The 15619-nt window shown below is 39.3% G+C and carries 15 protein-coding genes and 1 riboswitch; of the genes, 11 read left to right on the plus strand and 4 right to left on the minus strand.

The genetic code is table 11. The features are described 5' to 3' along the window. Positions 1-14: 14 nt before the first annotated feature. On the plus strand, positions 15-1115 hold the full coding sequence (locus IHV09_RS14910; protein WP_197264852.1) for a threonine aldolase family protein: 1101 nt from the start codon (positions 15-17) through the stop codon (positions 1113-1115). A gap of 72 nt (positions 1116-1187) precedes the next feature. Here IHV09_RS14910 and IHV09_RS14915 read toward each other — a convergent pair whose 3' ends face one another. The 3 genes from IHV09_RS14915 to IHV09_RS14925 form a co-directional block, all read right to left on the minus strand. After that, positions 1188-1802, minus strand: coding sequence for a TasA family protein (locus IHV09_RS14915; RefSeq protein WP_191754436.1), 615 nt, complete (start codon positions 1800-1802; stop codon positions 1188-1190). Positions 1803-1884: 82 nt separating this feature from the next. Then, the gene (gene sipW / locus IHV09_RS14920) at positions 1885-2430 is read right to left on the minus strand and encodes a signal peptidase I SipW (RefSeq protein WP_197264853.1); all 546 of its coding nucleotides are present in this window, start codon (positions 2428-2430) and stop codon (positions 1885-1887) included. Next, positions 2399-3058, minus strand: coding sequence for a DUF4047 domain-containing protein (locus IHV09_RS14925; protein ID WP_197264854.1), 660 nt, complete (start codon positions 3056-3058; stop codon positions 2399-2401). Before IHV09_RS14925 ends, sipW begins: the two co-directional genes overlap by 32 nt. Before the next feature lie 154 nt (positions 3059-3212). Here IHV09_RS14925 and IHV09_RS14930 point away from each other — a divergent pair, with 154 nt between their 5' ends. The 8 genes from IHV09_RS14930 (at position 3213) to IHV09_RS14965 (ending at position 12569) form a co-directional block, all read left to right on the plus strand. Then, on the plus strand, positions 3213-5030 hold the full coding sequence (locus IHV09_RS14930) for a M4 family metallopeptidase (protein ID WP_370568983.1): 1818 nt from the start codon (positions 3213-3215) through the stop codon (positions 5028-5030). 149 nt (positions 5031-5179) lie between these two features. Continuing rightward, positions 5180-6421 carry a helix-turn-helix domain-containing protein gene (locus IHV09_RS14935; RefSeq protein WP_197132364.1) on the plus strand — a complete coding sequence of 414 codons (1242 nt, stop codon included), beginning with the start codon at positions 5180-5182 and terminating at the stop codon, positions 6419-6421. Positions 6422-6563: 142 nt separating this feature from the next. Beyond that, positions 6564-7574 (plus strand): LacI family DNA-binding transcriptional regulator, encoded by a 1011-nt coding sequence (locus IHV09_RS14940; protein WP_197132367.1) that lies wholly within the window; start codon positions 6564-6566, stop codon positions 7572-7574. A gap of 102 nt (positions 7575-7676) precedes the next feature. Continuing rightward, the gene (locus IHV09_RS14945; RefSeq protein WP_197132370.1) at positions 7677-8987 is read left to right on the plus strand and encodes an ABC transporter substrate-binding protein; all 1311 of its coding nucleotides are present in this window, start codon (positions 7677-7679) and stop codon (positions 8985-8987) included. 66 nt (positions 8988-9053) lie between these two features. Next, the gene (locus IHV09_RS14950) at positions 9054-9953 is read left to right on the plus strand and encodes a carbohydrate ABC transporter permease (protein WP_137791430.1); all 900 of its coding nucleotides are present in this window, start codon (positions 9054-9056) and stop codon (positions 9951-9953) included. Positions 9954-10082: 129 nt separating this feature from the next. After that, positions 10083-10859: a carbohydrate ABC transporter permease gene (locus IHV09_RS14955; protein WP_225218915.1), complete on the plus strand. Its 777-nt coding sequence runs from the start codon at positions 10083-10085 to the stop codon at positions 10857-10859. Between the two features lie 15 nt (positions 10860-10874). Continuing rightward, positions 10875-12242 carry a GH1 family beta-glucosidase gene (locus tag IHV09_RS14960; protein ID WP_197264855.1) on the plus strand — a complete coding sequence of 456 codons (1368 nt, stop codon included), beginning with the start codon at positions 10875-10877 and terminating at the stop codon, positions 12240-12242. A gap of 114 nt (positions 12243-12356) precedes the next feature. After that, the gene (locus tag IHV09_RS14965) at positions 12357-12569 is read left to right on the plus strand and encodes a hypothetical protein (protein ID WP_197264856.1); all 213 of its coding nucleotides are present in this window, start codon (positions 12357-12359) and stop codon (positions 12567-12569) included. A gap of 264 nt (positions 12570-12833) precedes the next feature. On the opposite strand, the gene IHV09_RS14970 is transcribed toward IHV09_RS14965, so the two are convergent. Beyond that, entirely contained in the window at positions 12834-13961 is a 1128-nt protein-coding gene (locus tag IHV09_RS14970) for an MGDG synthase family glycosyltransferase (RefSeq protein WP_197264857.1), read from the minus strand. Between the two features lie 126 nt (positions 13962-14087). Continuing rightward, positions 14088-14267, plus strand: a riboswitch (cobalamin riboswitch). A 160-nt stretch (positions 14268-14427) separates the two neighbouring features. Here IHV09_RS14970 and IHV09_RS14975 point away from each other — a divergent pair. Next, a complete protein-coding gene (locus tag IHV09_RS14975) occupies positions 14428-14907 on the plus strand; it encodes an acyl-CoA thioesterase (RefSeq protein WP_197264858.1) in 480 nt (159 codons plus the stop codon). A gap of 324 nt (positions 14908-15231) precedes the next feature. Then, positions 15232-15597 (plus strand): YbaN family protein, encoded by a 366-nt coding sequence (locus tag IHV09_RS14980; protein ID WP_197191909.1) that lies wholly within the window; start codon positions 15232-15234, stop codon positions 15595-15597. The last annotated feature ends 22 nt before the right edge of the window (positions 15598-15619 follow it).

Genomic DNA, 15619 nt, shown 5'->3' on the forward strand with positions numbered 1-15619 from the left:
GGGAGCTTGTTACGTTGAAGAACCAAAATACATTACTAGACGCCTACAAAAATGCAAAATACCAAGTAACCGGACACGGAAAAAGAGACATTTCTGTTCTGTTAGATTCTCTTTCAAATCAAACCGGGCAGGAAGAAAGTGATATGTATGGCAGTGGCCACATCATTGATAGCTTTCAAGAAAAGATGGCTGATTATTTAGGAAAAGAATCTGCTGTGTTTTTCCCGAGTGGGACGATGGCTCAACAGATCGCCATGCGTATTTGGTGTGATGAAAAGGGTATCCAAAAAGTTGCGTATCATCCACTATGCCACTTGGAGATTCACGAAGAAGATGGTTTGAAAGAACTTCATCATATTGAACCCTTGCTGCTTACTGATGCTAATAAGATCATCAAGCTCGATGACGTTGTCAACATGATGGAGGACGTTTCTTGTTTACTACTGGAACTTCCTCAACGAGAAATCGGGGGGCAGCTGCCGAGTTTTGAAGAATTACAAGCTATTTCTGATTACTGCAGAGAAAAAGGAATTAAACTGCATCTTGACGGAGCAAGATTGTTTGAAATACTTCCCTATTATAAAAAGACGGCAGCTGAAGTTTGTGCACTTTTTGATAGTGTATATGTTTCTTTTTACAAAGGGATCGGTGGAGTTGCTGGTGCAATCTTAGCTGGGCCAAAAGACTTTACTGAAACATCAAAGGTTTGGAAAAGACGACATGGCGGTGACTTGATCAGTCTATATCCATATATCTTAAGCGCAGATTTTTATTTCGATCAGCGGGTTGGAAAAATGGAAGAGTACTATGAGGGTGCAAAGGAATTGGCAACGCTCTATAACGAGTGTGAAGGTGTACGTACACTCCCTATAACGCCAGTTTCAAACATGTTTCATGTCCATGTCCAAGCACCACAGAATGAAGTGGAACGCATTTTTGCAGACACTTATGGTGAAAGTGGAGTTGGATTAACAGGACATCTTCGAGAGAATGGTGAGAATAGCTGTTTCTTTGAAGTAAGCATAGGTGACAATTATTCTACAGTACCTAAAAGTAATTTAAAACAGACGTTCACACTGCTAAACAAGAAGTTGAAGACAAGAGCTTCAGTATAAATAATAACGTTGTAACTAAGGATAAAACAGCAAAGAACTGCTAATCATAGCAGTTCTAGCTTGTTCTAAAACTTAGTTATTCTCTGGATCCGTATCGTCGTTATAAGCACCTGGTGCTTGTTTCGCGTTAAACGTCCAATCCACTTTAAGCTTGTCTCCTTGGAACTGGTTTTGATCTTCGCCATTATCTACGAACTGGAACAATACGAACATTTTTTCTTTCTCACCTGGAGGAATACCATCAGGACGCTGAACTGTACCAACGAATTCATCAATTGCTGTTAGATCAGGTTGTTGTTCTTTAAGTTGGGCTAATGTTGTCTCAACAACAGGAACAGTTGCACTGCTCGTGTTGTACATGATTGTAATCTTAATGTGGTTTGCTAGATCATCTGTATTATCTGATTTTGCATCTTCAACTGTATATTTCGTATCTAGTAGTACTTGATAGATGTCTAGTGAACCCTTATTCTCAAACGTAAATTCACGGTACACTTCATCGCCTGGTTTGATGTTGTCAATGTTAACCACAGCGTTTGGATTGATGGAAAGATCTAACGTACCTGCAGCGAAAGTGTTCTTCGTTTCAAACGTGTCACTAAAGTAAGCGAACGTTCCTCCTCCCATTAAAGATAAACCTAGTGCAGCTGTCATAACGCCTTTGCTAATTGTCTTCGTAAACCCCATTCTTCTCAACCTCCATAGATATGTAATATAAATTTATTAAACTCGTATGTATGATTTAAATACATAGAGAGCTAACCCAAGTTTATGCTTTTTCGACATCTAGTTTTCTAGCTGCTTTCACTATAGAAAAGACAGCTGAACTTAATAATAAGAACCCTGGAATAAATAACAAAAGTGCAGATGCTTCCTTAGATTGAGTTACATTTAATGCATATCCGGCATAAGGAATCGTAAATCCTGTGTAGCTTCCAACCACATCATTTGAAGGAACTGACCACATATCAGGTCCGTCATTGTTATCGCCCTTTGTGTGATAGAAAATTTGTCCGTTTTTATTTTCAACATCAATAATTCTATGAGTAATCAGCTTATCTTCCATTTGAAAAGTGATAATGTCGCCTTTTTCAAAGGTAGTGTTATCGTCTGTCTGTTTAATAGAGATGATAGACCCTGTTTGAAAGATAGGCTCCATCGATCCAGATAATACCGCTTTAATCTGATAGCCAAAAACGGAAGGTTCTGATCCTGAAACACGGGACGATAGGATGATAAAAGCAAGCAAGCAGAGCAATACAATAAAAGAGGTACTTGCTAGTTTAGTCGTGAATTTCAACAGTCTTTTCGTCATGTTTTGTTTCTCCTTCACTTTGAATAGAATCATCAGCAAATTCGTTTTGTTCTATTTGATCAGTAGCATTCTTCATCTCTGCTGAATTAATGGGACCTTCAATCTTCTCAGCATCTTCTAACTTGTTGATACGAACTTCAATAGAATGGTGTAATTGTTTAATAGGTTGTAAGTTCACTGTTTCTTTTATTTTTTTGCTCAATTCGTTTGCCTCATTACACCCTTCATAGACAAATTGGTATGTCTTTGAATCCAGATTCTTTACCTGTTTCTCATAGTTCAAGAGCTCATTATGTATGTCTTGAAAATCATTGAGAAGTGAGTGAAGTGCTTGTTCTATTCTTGTAATCTTCTCGATCGTTTTTTTTAGCTCCTGTAAACTTGCATCATCAGCGGCGTTCGGAACGGTATTGTATAGAGAGAGTATGTCCGAATAAATGATCATAGCTTTTCCATTAAGATCTCCCACTGTGTCTGGAAAGACAATTGCAGCTGAAAGTTCAACCGGTTTTATTTGAGCTCGGCTTGAAAAGGCAGCTTCAGTTTGACCGGTAATTTGAGCACCACAATAAAAAGATAGAGAGCACAACCCCAATAGAACAGTTCCTTTATGAAGCTTGCCTTTCATATCAGCCCTCCTCGTCTAGTGATTTGACCCTATTATTGCAGAATGTGTTCGAGATTGTTATTGGGTTAATTATTCAAGAAATATGGACATTTTTTGTCGAATGAAGTCCTTAAAAGCTATTAACCCTTGAAAAACTAAGGATAAATTAACCCAATTGACCACATTTGTAATGTTCTTAATAATTGGAATTATTCCGGAAGCACAATTTGATGAAGAGGTGAATGGGTTGAAAAAGAAAAGACAAAAACGATTGAACAAAAAAGTGGTAATTCCAGCAGTTCTAGCATTGTCCGTTACACTTGGAGGATTTTCATTACCTGGATCTAATGCACACGCGAATCCTACAACTGTTTTATTCCAAGCTCCTGAAGGGTTGAGTAAAGCTGAAATCGTTAAAGCGTATCTTCAATCACAGGTCGTTTCCGAGGTTGGAGCGAAATCAGCATCTACAATAGGAGAGCAGTTTAAGATCGTAGAAGAGTTTACAGATAGTAGCACAAATACATACCACGTGCGTACTATTGAGCAATACAACGGGATTCCCATCTACGGCAGTGGACAAACCGTTGCATTAGATGCAAACAACAATGTGTACGCATCATTTGGGAAGGTAACTCAAAAACTAGGTCGATCGATCATTTCGACAGATCCGTCCATATCGAAGGAAGCTGCAGAAAGAACAGCGAAAGAGCAAGTAGTTGCTAAGATTGGAGAAGTTAAGCAGTATGACGGAGTAGAAACCGAATTAACAATCTATCCGCATGAAGGAAGAAACTACTTAACATACTTAGTCAAAGTTTCGACTTCTGTTCCTGCACCTGGGTATTTTCATTATTTTATTGATGCAACTACTGGAGAGATTGTTGATCAGTTTAACGCGGTACATGAAGCAGATGCTCCAGCAGTAACACCGATAACAGGAAGAGGACTAGATTTATTCGGTAAAGTTCAAAATTTTATCGCTGTAAAAGATAGTACATCCGGGAAAAGCTATCTGCATGGTGCGGCAATAGGAGGAGGAACAACGACGAATCCGAACATCGTCCCAGTTCATACGTACAAAGCGAACCGCATGGGTGAGACACCTTTCATCCTACTATCCGGACTTTTTGGGTTCTCAGGTTTTGAAGTAGAAACAGGTACGTCTTTCTTTGCTGATCCAGCAGCGGTTTCAGCTCATACGAACTCTATCAAAGTAAATACGTATTACCAAAATATCCACAAACGTAACAGTATCGATGGAAACGGAATGCCGATCATAAGCACGGTCCACATTGGGTCTAAATGGAACAATGCAGCATGGAACGGAAAGCAGATGCTTTACGGAGATGGTGACGGTATTCTGTTCAGTTCATTAGCAGGTGCGATGGATGTTGCAGGTCATGAGATGACACATGGTGTAATCTCAAAAACAGCAAACTTAACCTATCAAGGAGAATCAGGTGCGATTAATGAATCACTAGCTGATATCTTCGGTGCGTTGTCTGAGATGCATTCACACGGATTAACAAGTCCATCTGAGTGGGAGATGGGTGAAGACATTTACACACCAAACGTACCTGGTGATGGCGGACTTCGTTCCATGAGTAATCCTAAGTCCAGAAAGCTATCTGCAGCTTATGGATTGAAGGATAATGCATATCCTGATCACTATGAAGACCGTTACTTAGGTGAACTGGATAAGGGTGGGGTTCATATTAACAGCTCCATCAACAATAAAGCAGCTTATCTCATCTCTGAAGGAGGAGAGCACCACGGAGTTAAAGTCACGGGTATCACACGTTCGAAAACAGAGAAAATCTTTTACCGTGCGTTAACGAACTATCTTGTACCGTCATCAGGATTCAAAGAGATGCGTGCTGCAGCGATTCAATCCGCTCGAGATCTTTATCCAGACCGAAATGGAGCTCCATCTGCCGAAACAAAAGCGGTAATGGCAGCATACGATGCGATTGGTGTACCGGCTCAATAAGCAATGTGATCCACGAGAGAGTATTCTTTCGTGGATTTTTTATGGAAAAATGGTGAGCATTAAGACTCAAAAACATGACTTTAGAAGGAAAAAAATAATTCAGAAAGAAACTTTTATCATTAAACATTTGTTCATGAGGAGAGACACGTATGATCGAGGGAGAAATTATTAAATTTTATCGGAAAAGAAGAGGACTTTCTCAAGAGCAACTGGGCAAAGATATTTGTACGACAACACATGTTAGTAAAATTGAGCGGGGGCAGACGAAGTATTCAACGGAGATTATAACCTTATTCTCAAAACGGCTAGATATCGACATACAGAAGGAGATGCAGTTCTTTCAAGATATGGAGAAGAAACTTCATCAATGGCACAACTCTATTATCATGCAAAGAATGAAGGAAGTAGAGAAAACAAAAAGTGAATTAGATCAATTTCCGATTGTTAAATCCTCAAAACATGCAGCACTTTATCAGCTAGTGCTTGCTCGTTATTATCTTTTAAAAAAAGAGCCACAAAAAACAGCAGAGATTTTAAACCGAATAAAAACTGAGCATCTGACTCCTTTTGAATACAACATGTATAAGCATGTAAAAGGAATCTATTATTTGGAGAAGTACAACAATTTTTATGTTGAGAATCGCAAGAAAGCGATCGAGCTCTTGAGTACGATTGATAAGATTGCCTATGGAAATGAAGAATACTGTTATCATTTAGCGATGGCTTATCAATGGGTTGAATCAAAAACGATGGCTTATATCAATGCCAAAAAAGCAGTGGACTATTTTAAGAGAAACAACAACTTCTCAAGAGCCATCCAAGCAGAATCAGTCATGCTGCTTCAAATAGAATGCGCCACTCAGCATGAATTTGAACAAAAAGTTAACCGTTACCTTCAGTTGATTCAGGATAGTGAAACGCTAAACGAAATTGGTATTATCGGAATGCTTCTGCATAATCTAGGGCTTGAATTTTTCAAAAGAAAAGATTATGAGAATGCGCACATCTATTATCGAAAAGCGTTAAAGATGGCTGATAAAAAAACAGCGATCTATTTAAATCGATTGTATAATTTTTTGGACAATAGTATCGATGGAAAACTTCAGTCTCAAAGGCAGAATTTAAAAAGTGCAGAAGAAGGATTAACAGCAGCCAAAATGGTAAAGCACCAGTTATATTTGCATTTGTTTCAACTTCACCTGTATATCTTAAAGGGCGAGATGGAGGCTTATTTCAGTTACTTAGAAAATATAGCAATGCCATTTTTTCAAGCTCATAATCAATTTAGCAGGATCGATAAGTTTGGAAAGCAGCTATACCACTATTATGCCGATACGAAGCAGTACGAGAAAGCAATTGAAATTTCCTCTCTGTTTCTAGCTAGAGATTAAATAAAGTCATGCAAGATAGGTTGGATAAAAAGTCCCCTGTCTTTTTTTGTTCGAAAAAGTTAGAAAATTTATATTGAAAGTTATTTTACTGTCAGTTATAATTTTTATTAACGAAAGCGCTTTCGGTAAAGAGGAGATAACAATGGCTACAATCTATGATATTGCAAAAAAGACGGGTTTCTCAACGACAACCGTCTCAAAGGCACTCAATAACTATTCTGATGTGAGTGAGAAAACGAAGCAGAAGATTCTACAAGCAGTCGAAGAAATGGGATATCTGCCTAATGCACATGCCCAATCGCTTTCTACAAAAAAGTCTTGGACGATTGGTGTGATGTTTTCTGAATCGAATGAAGTAGGAATGAAACATCCTTTCTTTAGTGCCATAATAGAAAGTTTTAGAAAGAATGCAGAACGAGAGGGATATGATCTGATCTTCGCTTCAAGAAATCTGCGTAATCGGGATATCAGCTATTTGGAACACTTTTCTTACCGTGCCGTTGATGGCATTGTAGTAATCTGTTCTGATCCACAAGATCCGCAAGTACAAGAGATGATAAACAGCACGATTCCTATCGTTGTTATAGATATGAACAAACAGAACTGCAGTCTTGTCTTCTCGGATAATATTGAAGGTGGAAAGCTGGCAGTTAACTACTTGCATTCACTTGGTCATACAAAGATCGCTCATATCGCTGGCGATGCTTTAACTGATGCAGGTGCAGAAAGAATTAAAGGATTTAAAAAAGCGATGAATGAGTTGAACCTGCCGATTCATGAAGGCTACCTTATCAATGGTGGATTGTTCTCAATCGGTGAAGGCAAAGCGGCCATGGAAAAGCTGTTGATGTTAGATGATGTACCTACAGCGGTATTTGTTGCAGGAGATCATATGGCTATCGGTGCAATTGAGGCCATAAAAGAGAAGGGTTTATCTGTACCCGAAGATATTTCAATCATCGGTTATGATGATATTGAAATGGCAGCATACATTACACCGAAGTTAACGACGATTAAGCAAGATACGGATATGATTGGATACCAAGCAGCAAAGTTGTTGATGAAACAAATTATCCAAAAGAAAAAACTGATCACATCCAAACGTATTCCAGTCGAACTAATCATTCGAGAATCATGCTCACAAAAAAAATAAAAATTTTTTTAGGATAATTCGAAAGCGGTTTCGAATATTTATTTTGAAACAAAACGAAACCGCTTTCGCTCTATAAATTTTAAAGAAGGAAGGGGTTTATACATGAAAAGGAAGTTAAGTATCTTTTTGGTATCGATTTTGTTGGTGGGATTATTTGCAGGTTGTTCAAGCGATTCGAAAACATCTGGTAATGGCAAGAAAGATGTTGATCTAAGAATCTGGTCGTTTACAGATGAATTAAAGAAACCGATCAAAACATTTGAGGAAAAGAACGGCGTAAAAGTGGAGTTAACGATTGTTCCGATCGCTGACTACCCGACAAAGTTAAAGCCAGTACTTGAGAGTGGTGTTGGAGCTCCTGACGTTTTCACGGGCGAGATTGCATTCTTAAAACAATGGGTTGATGCAGGCTATTGGGAGAACTTATCTGAAAAGCCTTATAACGCAGATAAGCTTTCTGATAAGTATGTACCTTATGTATTTGACCTTGGTAAAGATAAAGATGGCGATGTACGCGCTCTTTCTTGGCAAACAACGCCAGGAGGCATCTATTATAAGCGAAGCATTGCAAAGGAAGTATTAGGAACAGACGATCCAACTCAAGTTGGTGAAATGATGAGCTCTATGGATAAGGTGTTTGAAGTAGCAGAAAAGATGAAGTCAAAAGGCTATAGCATGTTCCCAGATGAAGGTGCGATCCGCTGGTTCACACAAGGTGACAATCCACAGCCTTGGGTAAACGACAAGAATGAGCTTCAGTTAACGGAAGAAAAAATGGAGTACATGGATTACTCGAAAAAGCTTCGTGATAATCAATACACTGCTCTAGCACCTGAATGGTCACCATCTTGGTTCGAAGGCATGGATAAGCCGATCAAGGTAAAAGAGGGTGGCAAGGAAAAAGAAACGCAAGTGTTTTCATATGTTCTTCCTACATGGGGATTACATAGCGTCCTGAAAACCAATGTTAAGGAATCTGTTGGTGACTGGGCGGTAACGAGTGGTCCGAGTCCTTATTTCTGGGGTGGAACATGGCTTGGTGTATACAACAAATCGGATAATAAGGAACTTGCTTATAAATTTGTGAAAATGATGACACAAGACGATGAGTTCTTAACATCTTGGAGTAAAGAAACAGGTGATGTCCTTTCTTATCTACCTGTAACAGAGACAATTAAAGATGACTTTAGCGACAAATTCTTAGGTGGACAGAACAACTATCAATTCTTCCTGGATCAATCTACTAAGATTACACCTGGGATCGTGACGAAGTACGATCAGCAGCTAGATACGCTTTACGGAAATGCCGTTCAGCAATATGTAACAGGTAAGAAATCTAAAAAAGAAGCGATTAAAGAATTTTATCAAAAAGCACAAAATGCTTATCCAGACATCAAAGTACCGAAAAAATAAGTTTTATGGACGGTGGCGGGAAACTTTTTCTCGCCACTGACCTATCTATTGAAAGGGGGAGGAGAGATGAAAAATTTAAACCGTTATGGCTATTTTTTTATTGCTCCGTTTTGGCTCGTCTTCTTAGTGTTCAGTATATATCCCGTCGCCCTAACCTTTTATTATAGCTTTACAAATTATACAGGCAGTGGTGAAGCACAGTTAGTAGGTTTAGCAAACTATAAACGACTCCTTACAGACACATATTTTGTTGAAGCTTTTTTTAACACATGGAAGATATGGGGTGTGAACTTCGCACTTCAAATGGGACTTGCTCTTATCCTGGCTATGATCTTTTCAGATATGAGAGTGAAATTAAAAGGTATCGCATTCTTTCGAGCGATCTTTTATCTACCAAATTTAATTACGATCAGTTCGGTTGCTCTATTATTCGGGATTTTACTAGATTGGCAGCACGGTTCATTAAACATGATGTTGATGAAGGTAGGAATCATTTCAGATCCGATCAACTGGCTTAACGAACCAACGAGTGCACAGTTATCGATCTCATTGATTTTAACGTGGATGTGGTTTGGGCACTCTTTTATCGTTGTGATGGCAGGCGTATCAGGTATATCGAAAGACTACTACGAAGCAGCATTGATCGATGGTGCAAATCGCTGGCAGACGTTTTCTAAGATTACGATTCCGCTATTGAAGCCTATCCTGCTTTATATCATGATTACCTCGCTCATTGGAGGTCTTCAATTGTTTGATCTACCGATGCTTTTAACAGATGGAATAGGATCACCAGATGGCTCGTTAAATACGATGGTGCTCTATTTATACAATCAAGCCTTCAAGTATAACAATTACGGATATGCTGCAGCAGTCGCATACGGGCTATTTGTTATAACGCTCATCTTCTCTGCTTTCATTTTCAAAGGGATGTATGGGAAAGAACGTAAACAACCAAGGCAGGTGTAAAGCATGATAGGAAAAACAGCGGTAGATAATAGCCTTTCAAATTCTGTTGAAAAGAAAAGTGTTATAGAAACAAAACCGAAGCGAAAAGTCAGCATACCAAAAATTCTGATCTATACCGTATTGATCGTTATGGCAATCGTGTGTTTCATTCCGTTCTTAATGATGCTTGTTAACGCCACACGCTCAAATGAAGCAATTCTTTCAGGCTTCACCTTGCTTCCAGGTAGTGCAATCGTTGAAAACTATCAAACGATGATGAGCTATATCAATATTTGGGCGGGTTTTAAGAACAGCTTAATCATTTCCGTTCTCGTGACATTATTGTCGGGTTACTTTTCAGCATTAACGGCTTATGGTTTTGCGTTCTACGTGTTTAAGGGCAAGAATGCGATGTTCGTTTTCATGTTAGTGATGATGATGGTCCCAGGCCAGTTAGGGTTGATCGGCTTTTATGAGCTTTGTAAGAACTTAGGGATATTGGATACGTATATTCCATTAATCATTCCCGCAGCAGCGAGTCCTTTCGTGGTGTTCTTCCTGCGCCAGTACATTTTAACAACGCTGCATCCAAGTTTGATTGAGGCGGCACGAATTGATGGAGCAAGTGAATTTAAAATCTTTCATACGATCGCGATTCCAATCATGATGCCAGCGATCGCGACCATGTCTATCTTTACGTTTATCGGGTCGTGGAACAACTACATCATGCCGTTAGTTGTATTATTCTCACCTGAAAAGTTCACGCTTCCTGTGTTGATGGGCTTCTTAAAAGGTTCACAAGTGGCTCAAAACTTGGGGTCTATGTATTTAGGTATCGCGATCTCCGTGGTGCCGATCATGGTAGCGTTCCTATTTTTATCAAAATATATCGTTAACAGCATTTCAGCAGGTTCTATCAAAGAATAGAGGAGAGAAACAGTTATGCATTTTAATAAGTCATTCGTGTTTGGTACAGCAACATCTTCTTATCAAATTGAGGGAGCTCGTCTTGAAGGAGGCAGAACACTTTCAATCTGGGATACGTTCTGTGATACGCCTGGAAAAGTATATCAACAGCATAATGGAAGCATAGCGTGTGATCATTACTACCGATTTGAAGAAGATATTCAGCAGATTAAGAAGCTTGGCGTAGAAACGTATCGCTTCTCAGTTTCCTGGCCTCGTATTTTTCCTGAAAAGGGTGTTTTGAATGCAGAGGGAATGGACTTCTACAAGAAATTAACGCAGCGTTTACGTGAAGAAGGAATCAAACCTGCGATTACGCTTTACCACTGGGACCTCCCACTATGGGCCCATGAAGAAGGCGGATGGGTAAACCGTGAGTCAGTCGATTGGTTTATGGAGTTAGCAAAAGTTTGCTTCCAAGAGCTTGATGCAGAGGTGGATTCTTGGATTACGCATAACGAGCCGTGGTGTGCTGGTTTCTTAGGTTATCATCAAGGATTTCATGCGCCAGGACATACGAACATGGACGAAGCTGTTAAAGCGGTACACCACATGCTTCTTTCTCACGGAAAAGCTGTACAATATTTAAAGAACGAGCTTCAATCCAAAACGCCGATCGGTATTACGTTAAACCTGTCACCGATCTATGCAAAAACAGATTCTGCGAACGATCAGCTTGCAGCGAATAATGCTGACGGTTATTCCAATCGCTGGTTCTTAGATCCTGTTTTCAAAGGGCAGTACCCTGTTGATATGATGAACCTGTTCTCTAAATACGTTCATTCGTATGATTTTATTAAAGCAGGGGATATGGAAATCATCTCAACGTCTTGTGATTTCTTTGGCATCAACTATTATAGCCGAGGGATTGTTGAGTTCTCTGCAGCGAATGACTTCTTACATAGAGGGGCTCATTCTGATTATGAAAAGACCGGCATGGGATGGGACATAGCGCCAGAAGAATTTAAAGATCTGATCAGAAGATTGAGACAGGAGTATACGGATCTTCCTATCTATATTACCGAGAATGGTGCAGCCTTTGATGACGTGCTAGAGAACGGACGCGTCCACGACTCTGGCCGTGTGGATTATATCGAAAAGCATCTTCAAGCGGTTTCTGATCTGAACGATGAAGGCATGAATATTGAAGGGTACTACCTATGGTCTCTGATGGATAACTTTGAGTGGAGCTTCGGCTATGACAAACGATTTGGAATCATCTACGTAGATTTTGATTCTCAGGAGCGAATCTGGAAAGATAGCGCATACCGTTATGCAGAGATCGTGAAAAACAGAGGGACCAATAACAGCAACAAAGAAACAGATGCTATTTCAGTAAGCTAATTTATTTCTAAGATAATAATAACCATTGAAGTCCCTGACATAGGTTAGGGACTTTTTTGTTCTGTGTAAAATTTTCCTGAGTGGAGAAGCTAAAAACGTATAGGAGGGATAGATATGAAGGATAAGAATGAGGAACGAATCGATGAAGAAACATCAGACGGAATGAATGAGTTAGTAGAGATCATCAATGCAAAAGGTGATACGGGTGAATTGAAGGAAATCGTTGAGAGCTATGATAATAAAAAGGAACATTCCCCTTTATGCAATGATGATTTTTTCTATGCAGACCTTCGGGCCATTGCGGAAGACTGTGCTAAGGAAGATTAAAGTTTTAAAACTGGCAGAAACGCTGATGATAGCGATTCTGCCAGTTTATTTTTTGGAGTGCGCGAATAAGTTAAGTTTGCACTGCTATGTTGAGGTAGGAGGTATAGGGCTAGTGTGTCTTGTCGAAGTGTGACGACTCGCCGGTTTATGACCAAAACTCGCCGGAATAAATCCGAAATTTCTAGTATTATTTCAAAAATTTCTCAAGATAGTAGTCGCAAACCCCGCCCAGTTTTATCAGAAGCTATATCCATCAATAGCTACTTAACGTGTAATTTGAGTTAGCTGTTGTATATCTTCAACAGCATAATCAGCAATCAATGAGGAAGAGTGAGATTTATGAATGAGTTCTAAACTTTTCTGCATGTTACATAATAAAGCTTCGTTATTAAATAGCCTCTGAACATTCTCCACAATTTCGTCTGCGGTATGAACAACTATTGCAGCACCTTTTTCTTCAAAATACTTAGCATTTTCTCCTTCTTGGCCAGGAACGGGCTTATATAGAATAAGTGGCACTCTTACAGCAGCAGCTTCAGTAATGGAGATGCCACCTGGCTTGGTTACTACGCAATGTGAAATCTTTAAGACTTCATGAAGTTCGTCTACGTAACCGAATAATCGGAATGAACCTGGATGTTGTTCGGCTAGTGGTGTTAATTTCTCATACAACGTTTTATTCTTGCCACATACTACAATTACTCGCAGAGAAGGATCTTTTAATAAAAGCTGAGTAAGAACCTTAACATTCCTTAGCACACCTTGAGCACCAGCTAGGATCGTCACGACACGTTTACTTGGCGTAACTCCGTATTTAGTAAACACTTTCTCTTTATGAATTGGGCGATAAAAGTCTGAACGAATGGGAATACCGCTAACAGTAATTCTATTTTCTGCCACACCATGTTTGATCAGTCCGTTTTTGACTGAATCAGATGCAACAAAATAATGATCAATCGCTGGATTGATCCAAAATGGATGAGCGAAATAATCAGTGATCACGGTATAGATGGGGATGTTAAACCGTGATTTTTTAATAAGAAATGGCGCAGCGTGAAGGGGAAAGGTTGTTATTACAAAACGGGGTTGATGTTCTTTAATCAATTCTAGAAATCTTTTTCTTCCTAAATAACGAGAGAATTGTGTAATCGTATTGGCATTCAATTTGTTTGTTCCATAATAAAACCATTTATAAAAAGAAGAGCCGTGTGAAAAGCTTTTGATAAATATGGATTGCGTAACTTGGGACATGATGGGGTGAGCTTCACCAAATAAATCAGATATGACAGGTTGAAATCCTTTACTCTTCATTTCTTCAGCGAGGACATTAGCCACTTGAACATGACCGCTGCCATAGTTAGCTGTAAGGATTAATGCTGTTGGACGTATCATTAGAAAACCTCCCCAGTCTTTTGAGATAAGAATAGCAGGAGATTTTAAACGTGATATGAAGAAGACTAAAAGGTTTTGTAAAAAGTAAAAATTGTTAGTGGTACAATAAGATAGATTCAAAATTTCATAAGATCCGATAATTATGGTGTCTGTTGCAGACTTAATAGGGAATCTGGTGTGAGGCCAGGACTGTACCCGCAACTGTAAGTGCTGACGAAATAAGCAAAACCACTGTCTATCTGACGGGAAGGGCTTAGAGTAGGCTGATGCACGAGTCAGGAGACCTGCCATCTTTATAGCGTTGATCTTCTTCGGGAGTTGGGAAGATAGGACGAGGGGTATTTAATAGATCATTCTTTCTGTTATTTATTCTTACGTACCCGTCTTTCGTGATGGGTATTTTTCTTTGTTCACTAACTCCCTCAAAATAAGAGGAGCTTTCAAGCTTCAGAAAAGAGGGTATGGTATGGAACAGCAGTTATCAGCAAACATCTCAAGAACGATTCAAACAAAGTTGGTATTGCCGCCTGACACGAATCACATGGGAACGATATTCGGTGGTACCGTTTTATCGTACATTGATGAAATCGCAGCGATTGCCGCCATGAAGCACAGCAAGAAAGTGGTTGTCACCGCATCCATTGATAATGTAAACTTCTTATCGTCAGCTAAAGTGGGAGACATCCTCATATTAGAAGGTGTAGTGATCTCAACGGGAAGAACGTCTATGGAAGTATACGTAAAAGTGGAGTGTCAAAATCTAGAGACGGGGAACATGACGTTGAACACCACGTCAATCTTAACGATGGTGGCCATTGATCAAAACGGTAAGCCGTTTCCGGTACCGAGTGTCATTCCTGAGACAGAAGAGGAAGAAGCACTCTTTAAAGGTGCTCCACTAAGGAAAGAAAGGCGTTTGTTATATAAAAATGTAAACAAAATTTAAGGTTTCTTTAAAAGTTATAGTTGTAGTTTTTTTCTTTCTTCTTTGTAAGTTGGTTGTAGCGGAAGGTTGCCTGCCTGCTACATGAGAAGCTTCTCGCAAGGCATGCGACGAGGAAGTCCACTTTCTAGCATAAACTTGTAGACGCAGGAGCAAAGAGACAACTTTGAAGCGGTCAGATGGAGACTCCTAATGGCGCAAAGCGGCAGGAGGCTCACCGTTCGCCCCGTGGAAAGCGTGCAACCTGGAGCGGAAACCAACAACTAACAAAAGCAACAATGTATACAAATAAACCTATTTTAAAAGGAAAAGGAAGTGAGAATCCCAATGAAAATTAAAAATATCATATTTGTAGCATTGGGGTTCTTTTTCCTAGGTTTAGGCGTTATCGGTATCGTCTTGCCGTTGCTTCCTACCACACCTCTTTTATTATTGGCATCTTATTTCTTCGTAAAAGGTTCAAAAAAGTTTGAAGTGTGGTTTAAAGGAACCGACATTTATAAAAAACATCTAGATGATTTTGTTAGGAATCGTTCGCTCACTAAAAAGAAAAAGATCATGATCAGCCTGTTTTCAGATTCGATGATCTTGATTACTTTTATCCTTACAGACAGTATGATCGCAAGAGTGATTTTGATTCTTGTGGTGATGTATAAATATTATTATTTTATCGTTAAAATTAAAACGGCATAGAGAATGTGTGGAGATAAAGAGA

The sequence above is a fragment of the Fictibacillus sp. 23RED33 genome (assembly GCF_015903925.1).
Classification (GTDB): domain Bacteria; phylum Bacillota; class Bacilli; order Bacillales; family Fictibacillaceae; genus Fictibacillus; species Fictibacillus phosphorivorans.

Bases quoted from the DNA above. Each gene is read 5' to 3' on its own strand.
- IHV09_RS14915 (WP_191754436.1), bottom strand. From the start codon at position 1,802: ATGGGGTTTACGAAGACAATTAGCAAAGGCGTTATGACAGCTGCACTA.
- sipW (WP_197264853.1), bottom strand. From the start codon at position 2,430: ATGACGAAAAGACTGTTGAAATTCACGACTAAACTAGCAAGTACCTCT.
- IHV09_RS14925 (WP_197264854.1), bottom strand. From the start codon at position 3,058: ATGAAAGGCAAGCTTCATAAAGGAACTGTTCTATTGGGGTTGTGCTCT.
- IHV09_RS14935 (WP_197132364.1), top strand. From the start codon at position 5,180: ATGATCGAGGGAGAAATTATTAAATTTTATCGGAAAAGAAGAGGACTT.
- IHV09_RS14940 (WP_197132367.1), top strand. From the start codon at position 6,564: ATGGCTACAATCTATGATATTGCAAAAAAGACGGGTTTCTCAACGACA.
- IHV09_RS14945 (WP_197132370.1), top strand. From the start codon at position 7,677: ATGAAAAGGAAGTTAAGTATCTTTTTGGTATCGATTTTGTTGGTGGGA.
- IHV09_RS14950 (WP_137791430.1), top strand. From the start codon at position 9,054: ATGAAAAATTTAAACCGTTATGGCTATTTTTTTATTGCTCCGTTTTGG.
- IHV09_RS14955 (WP_225218915.1), top strand. From the start codon at position 10,083: ATGGCAATCGTGTGTTTCATTCCGTTCTTAATGATGCTTGTTAACGCC.
- IHV09_RS14960 (WP_197264855.1), top strand. From the start codon at position 10,875: ATGCATTTTAATAAGTCATTCGTGTTTGGTACAGCAACATCTTCTTAT.
- IHV09_RS14965 (WP_197264856.1), top strand. From the start codon at position 12,357: ATGAAGGATAAGAATGAGGAACGAATCGATGAAGAAACATCAGACGGA.
- IHV09_RS14970 (WP_197264857.1), bottom strand. From the start codon at position 13,961: ATGATACGTCCAACAGCATTAATCCTTACAGCTAACTATGGCAGCGGT.
- IHV09_RS14975 (WP_197264858.1), top strand. From the start codon at position 14,428: ATGGAACAGCAGTTATCAGCAAACATCTCAAGAACGATTCAAACAAAG.
- IHV09_RS14980 (WP_197191909.1), top strand. From the start codon at position 15,232: ATGAAAATTAAAAATATCATATTTGTAGCATTGGGGTTCTTTTTCCTA.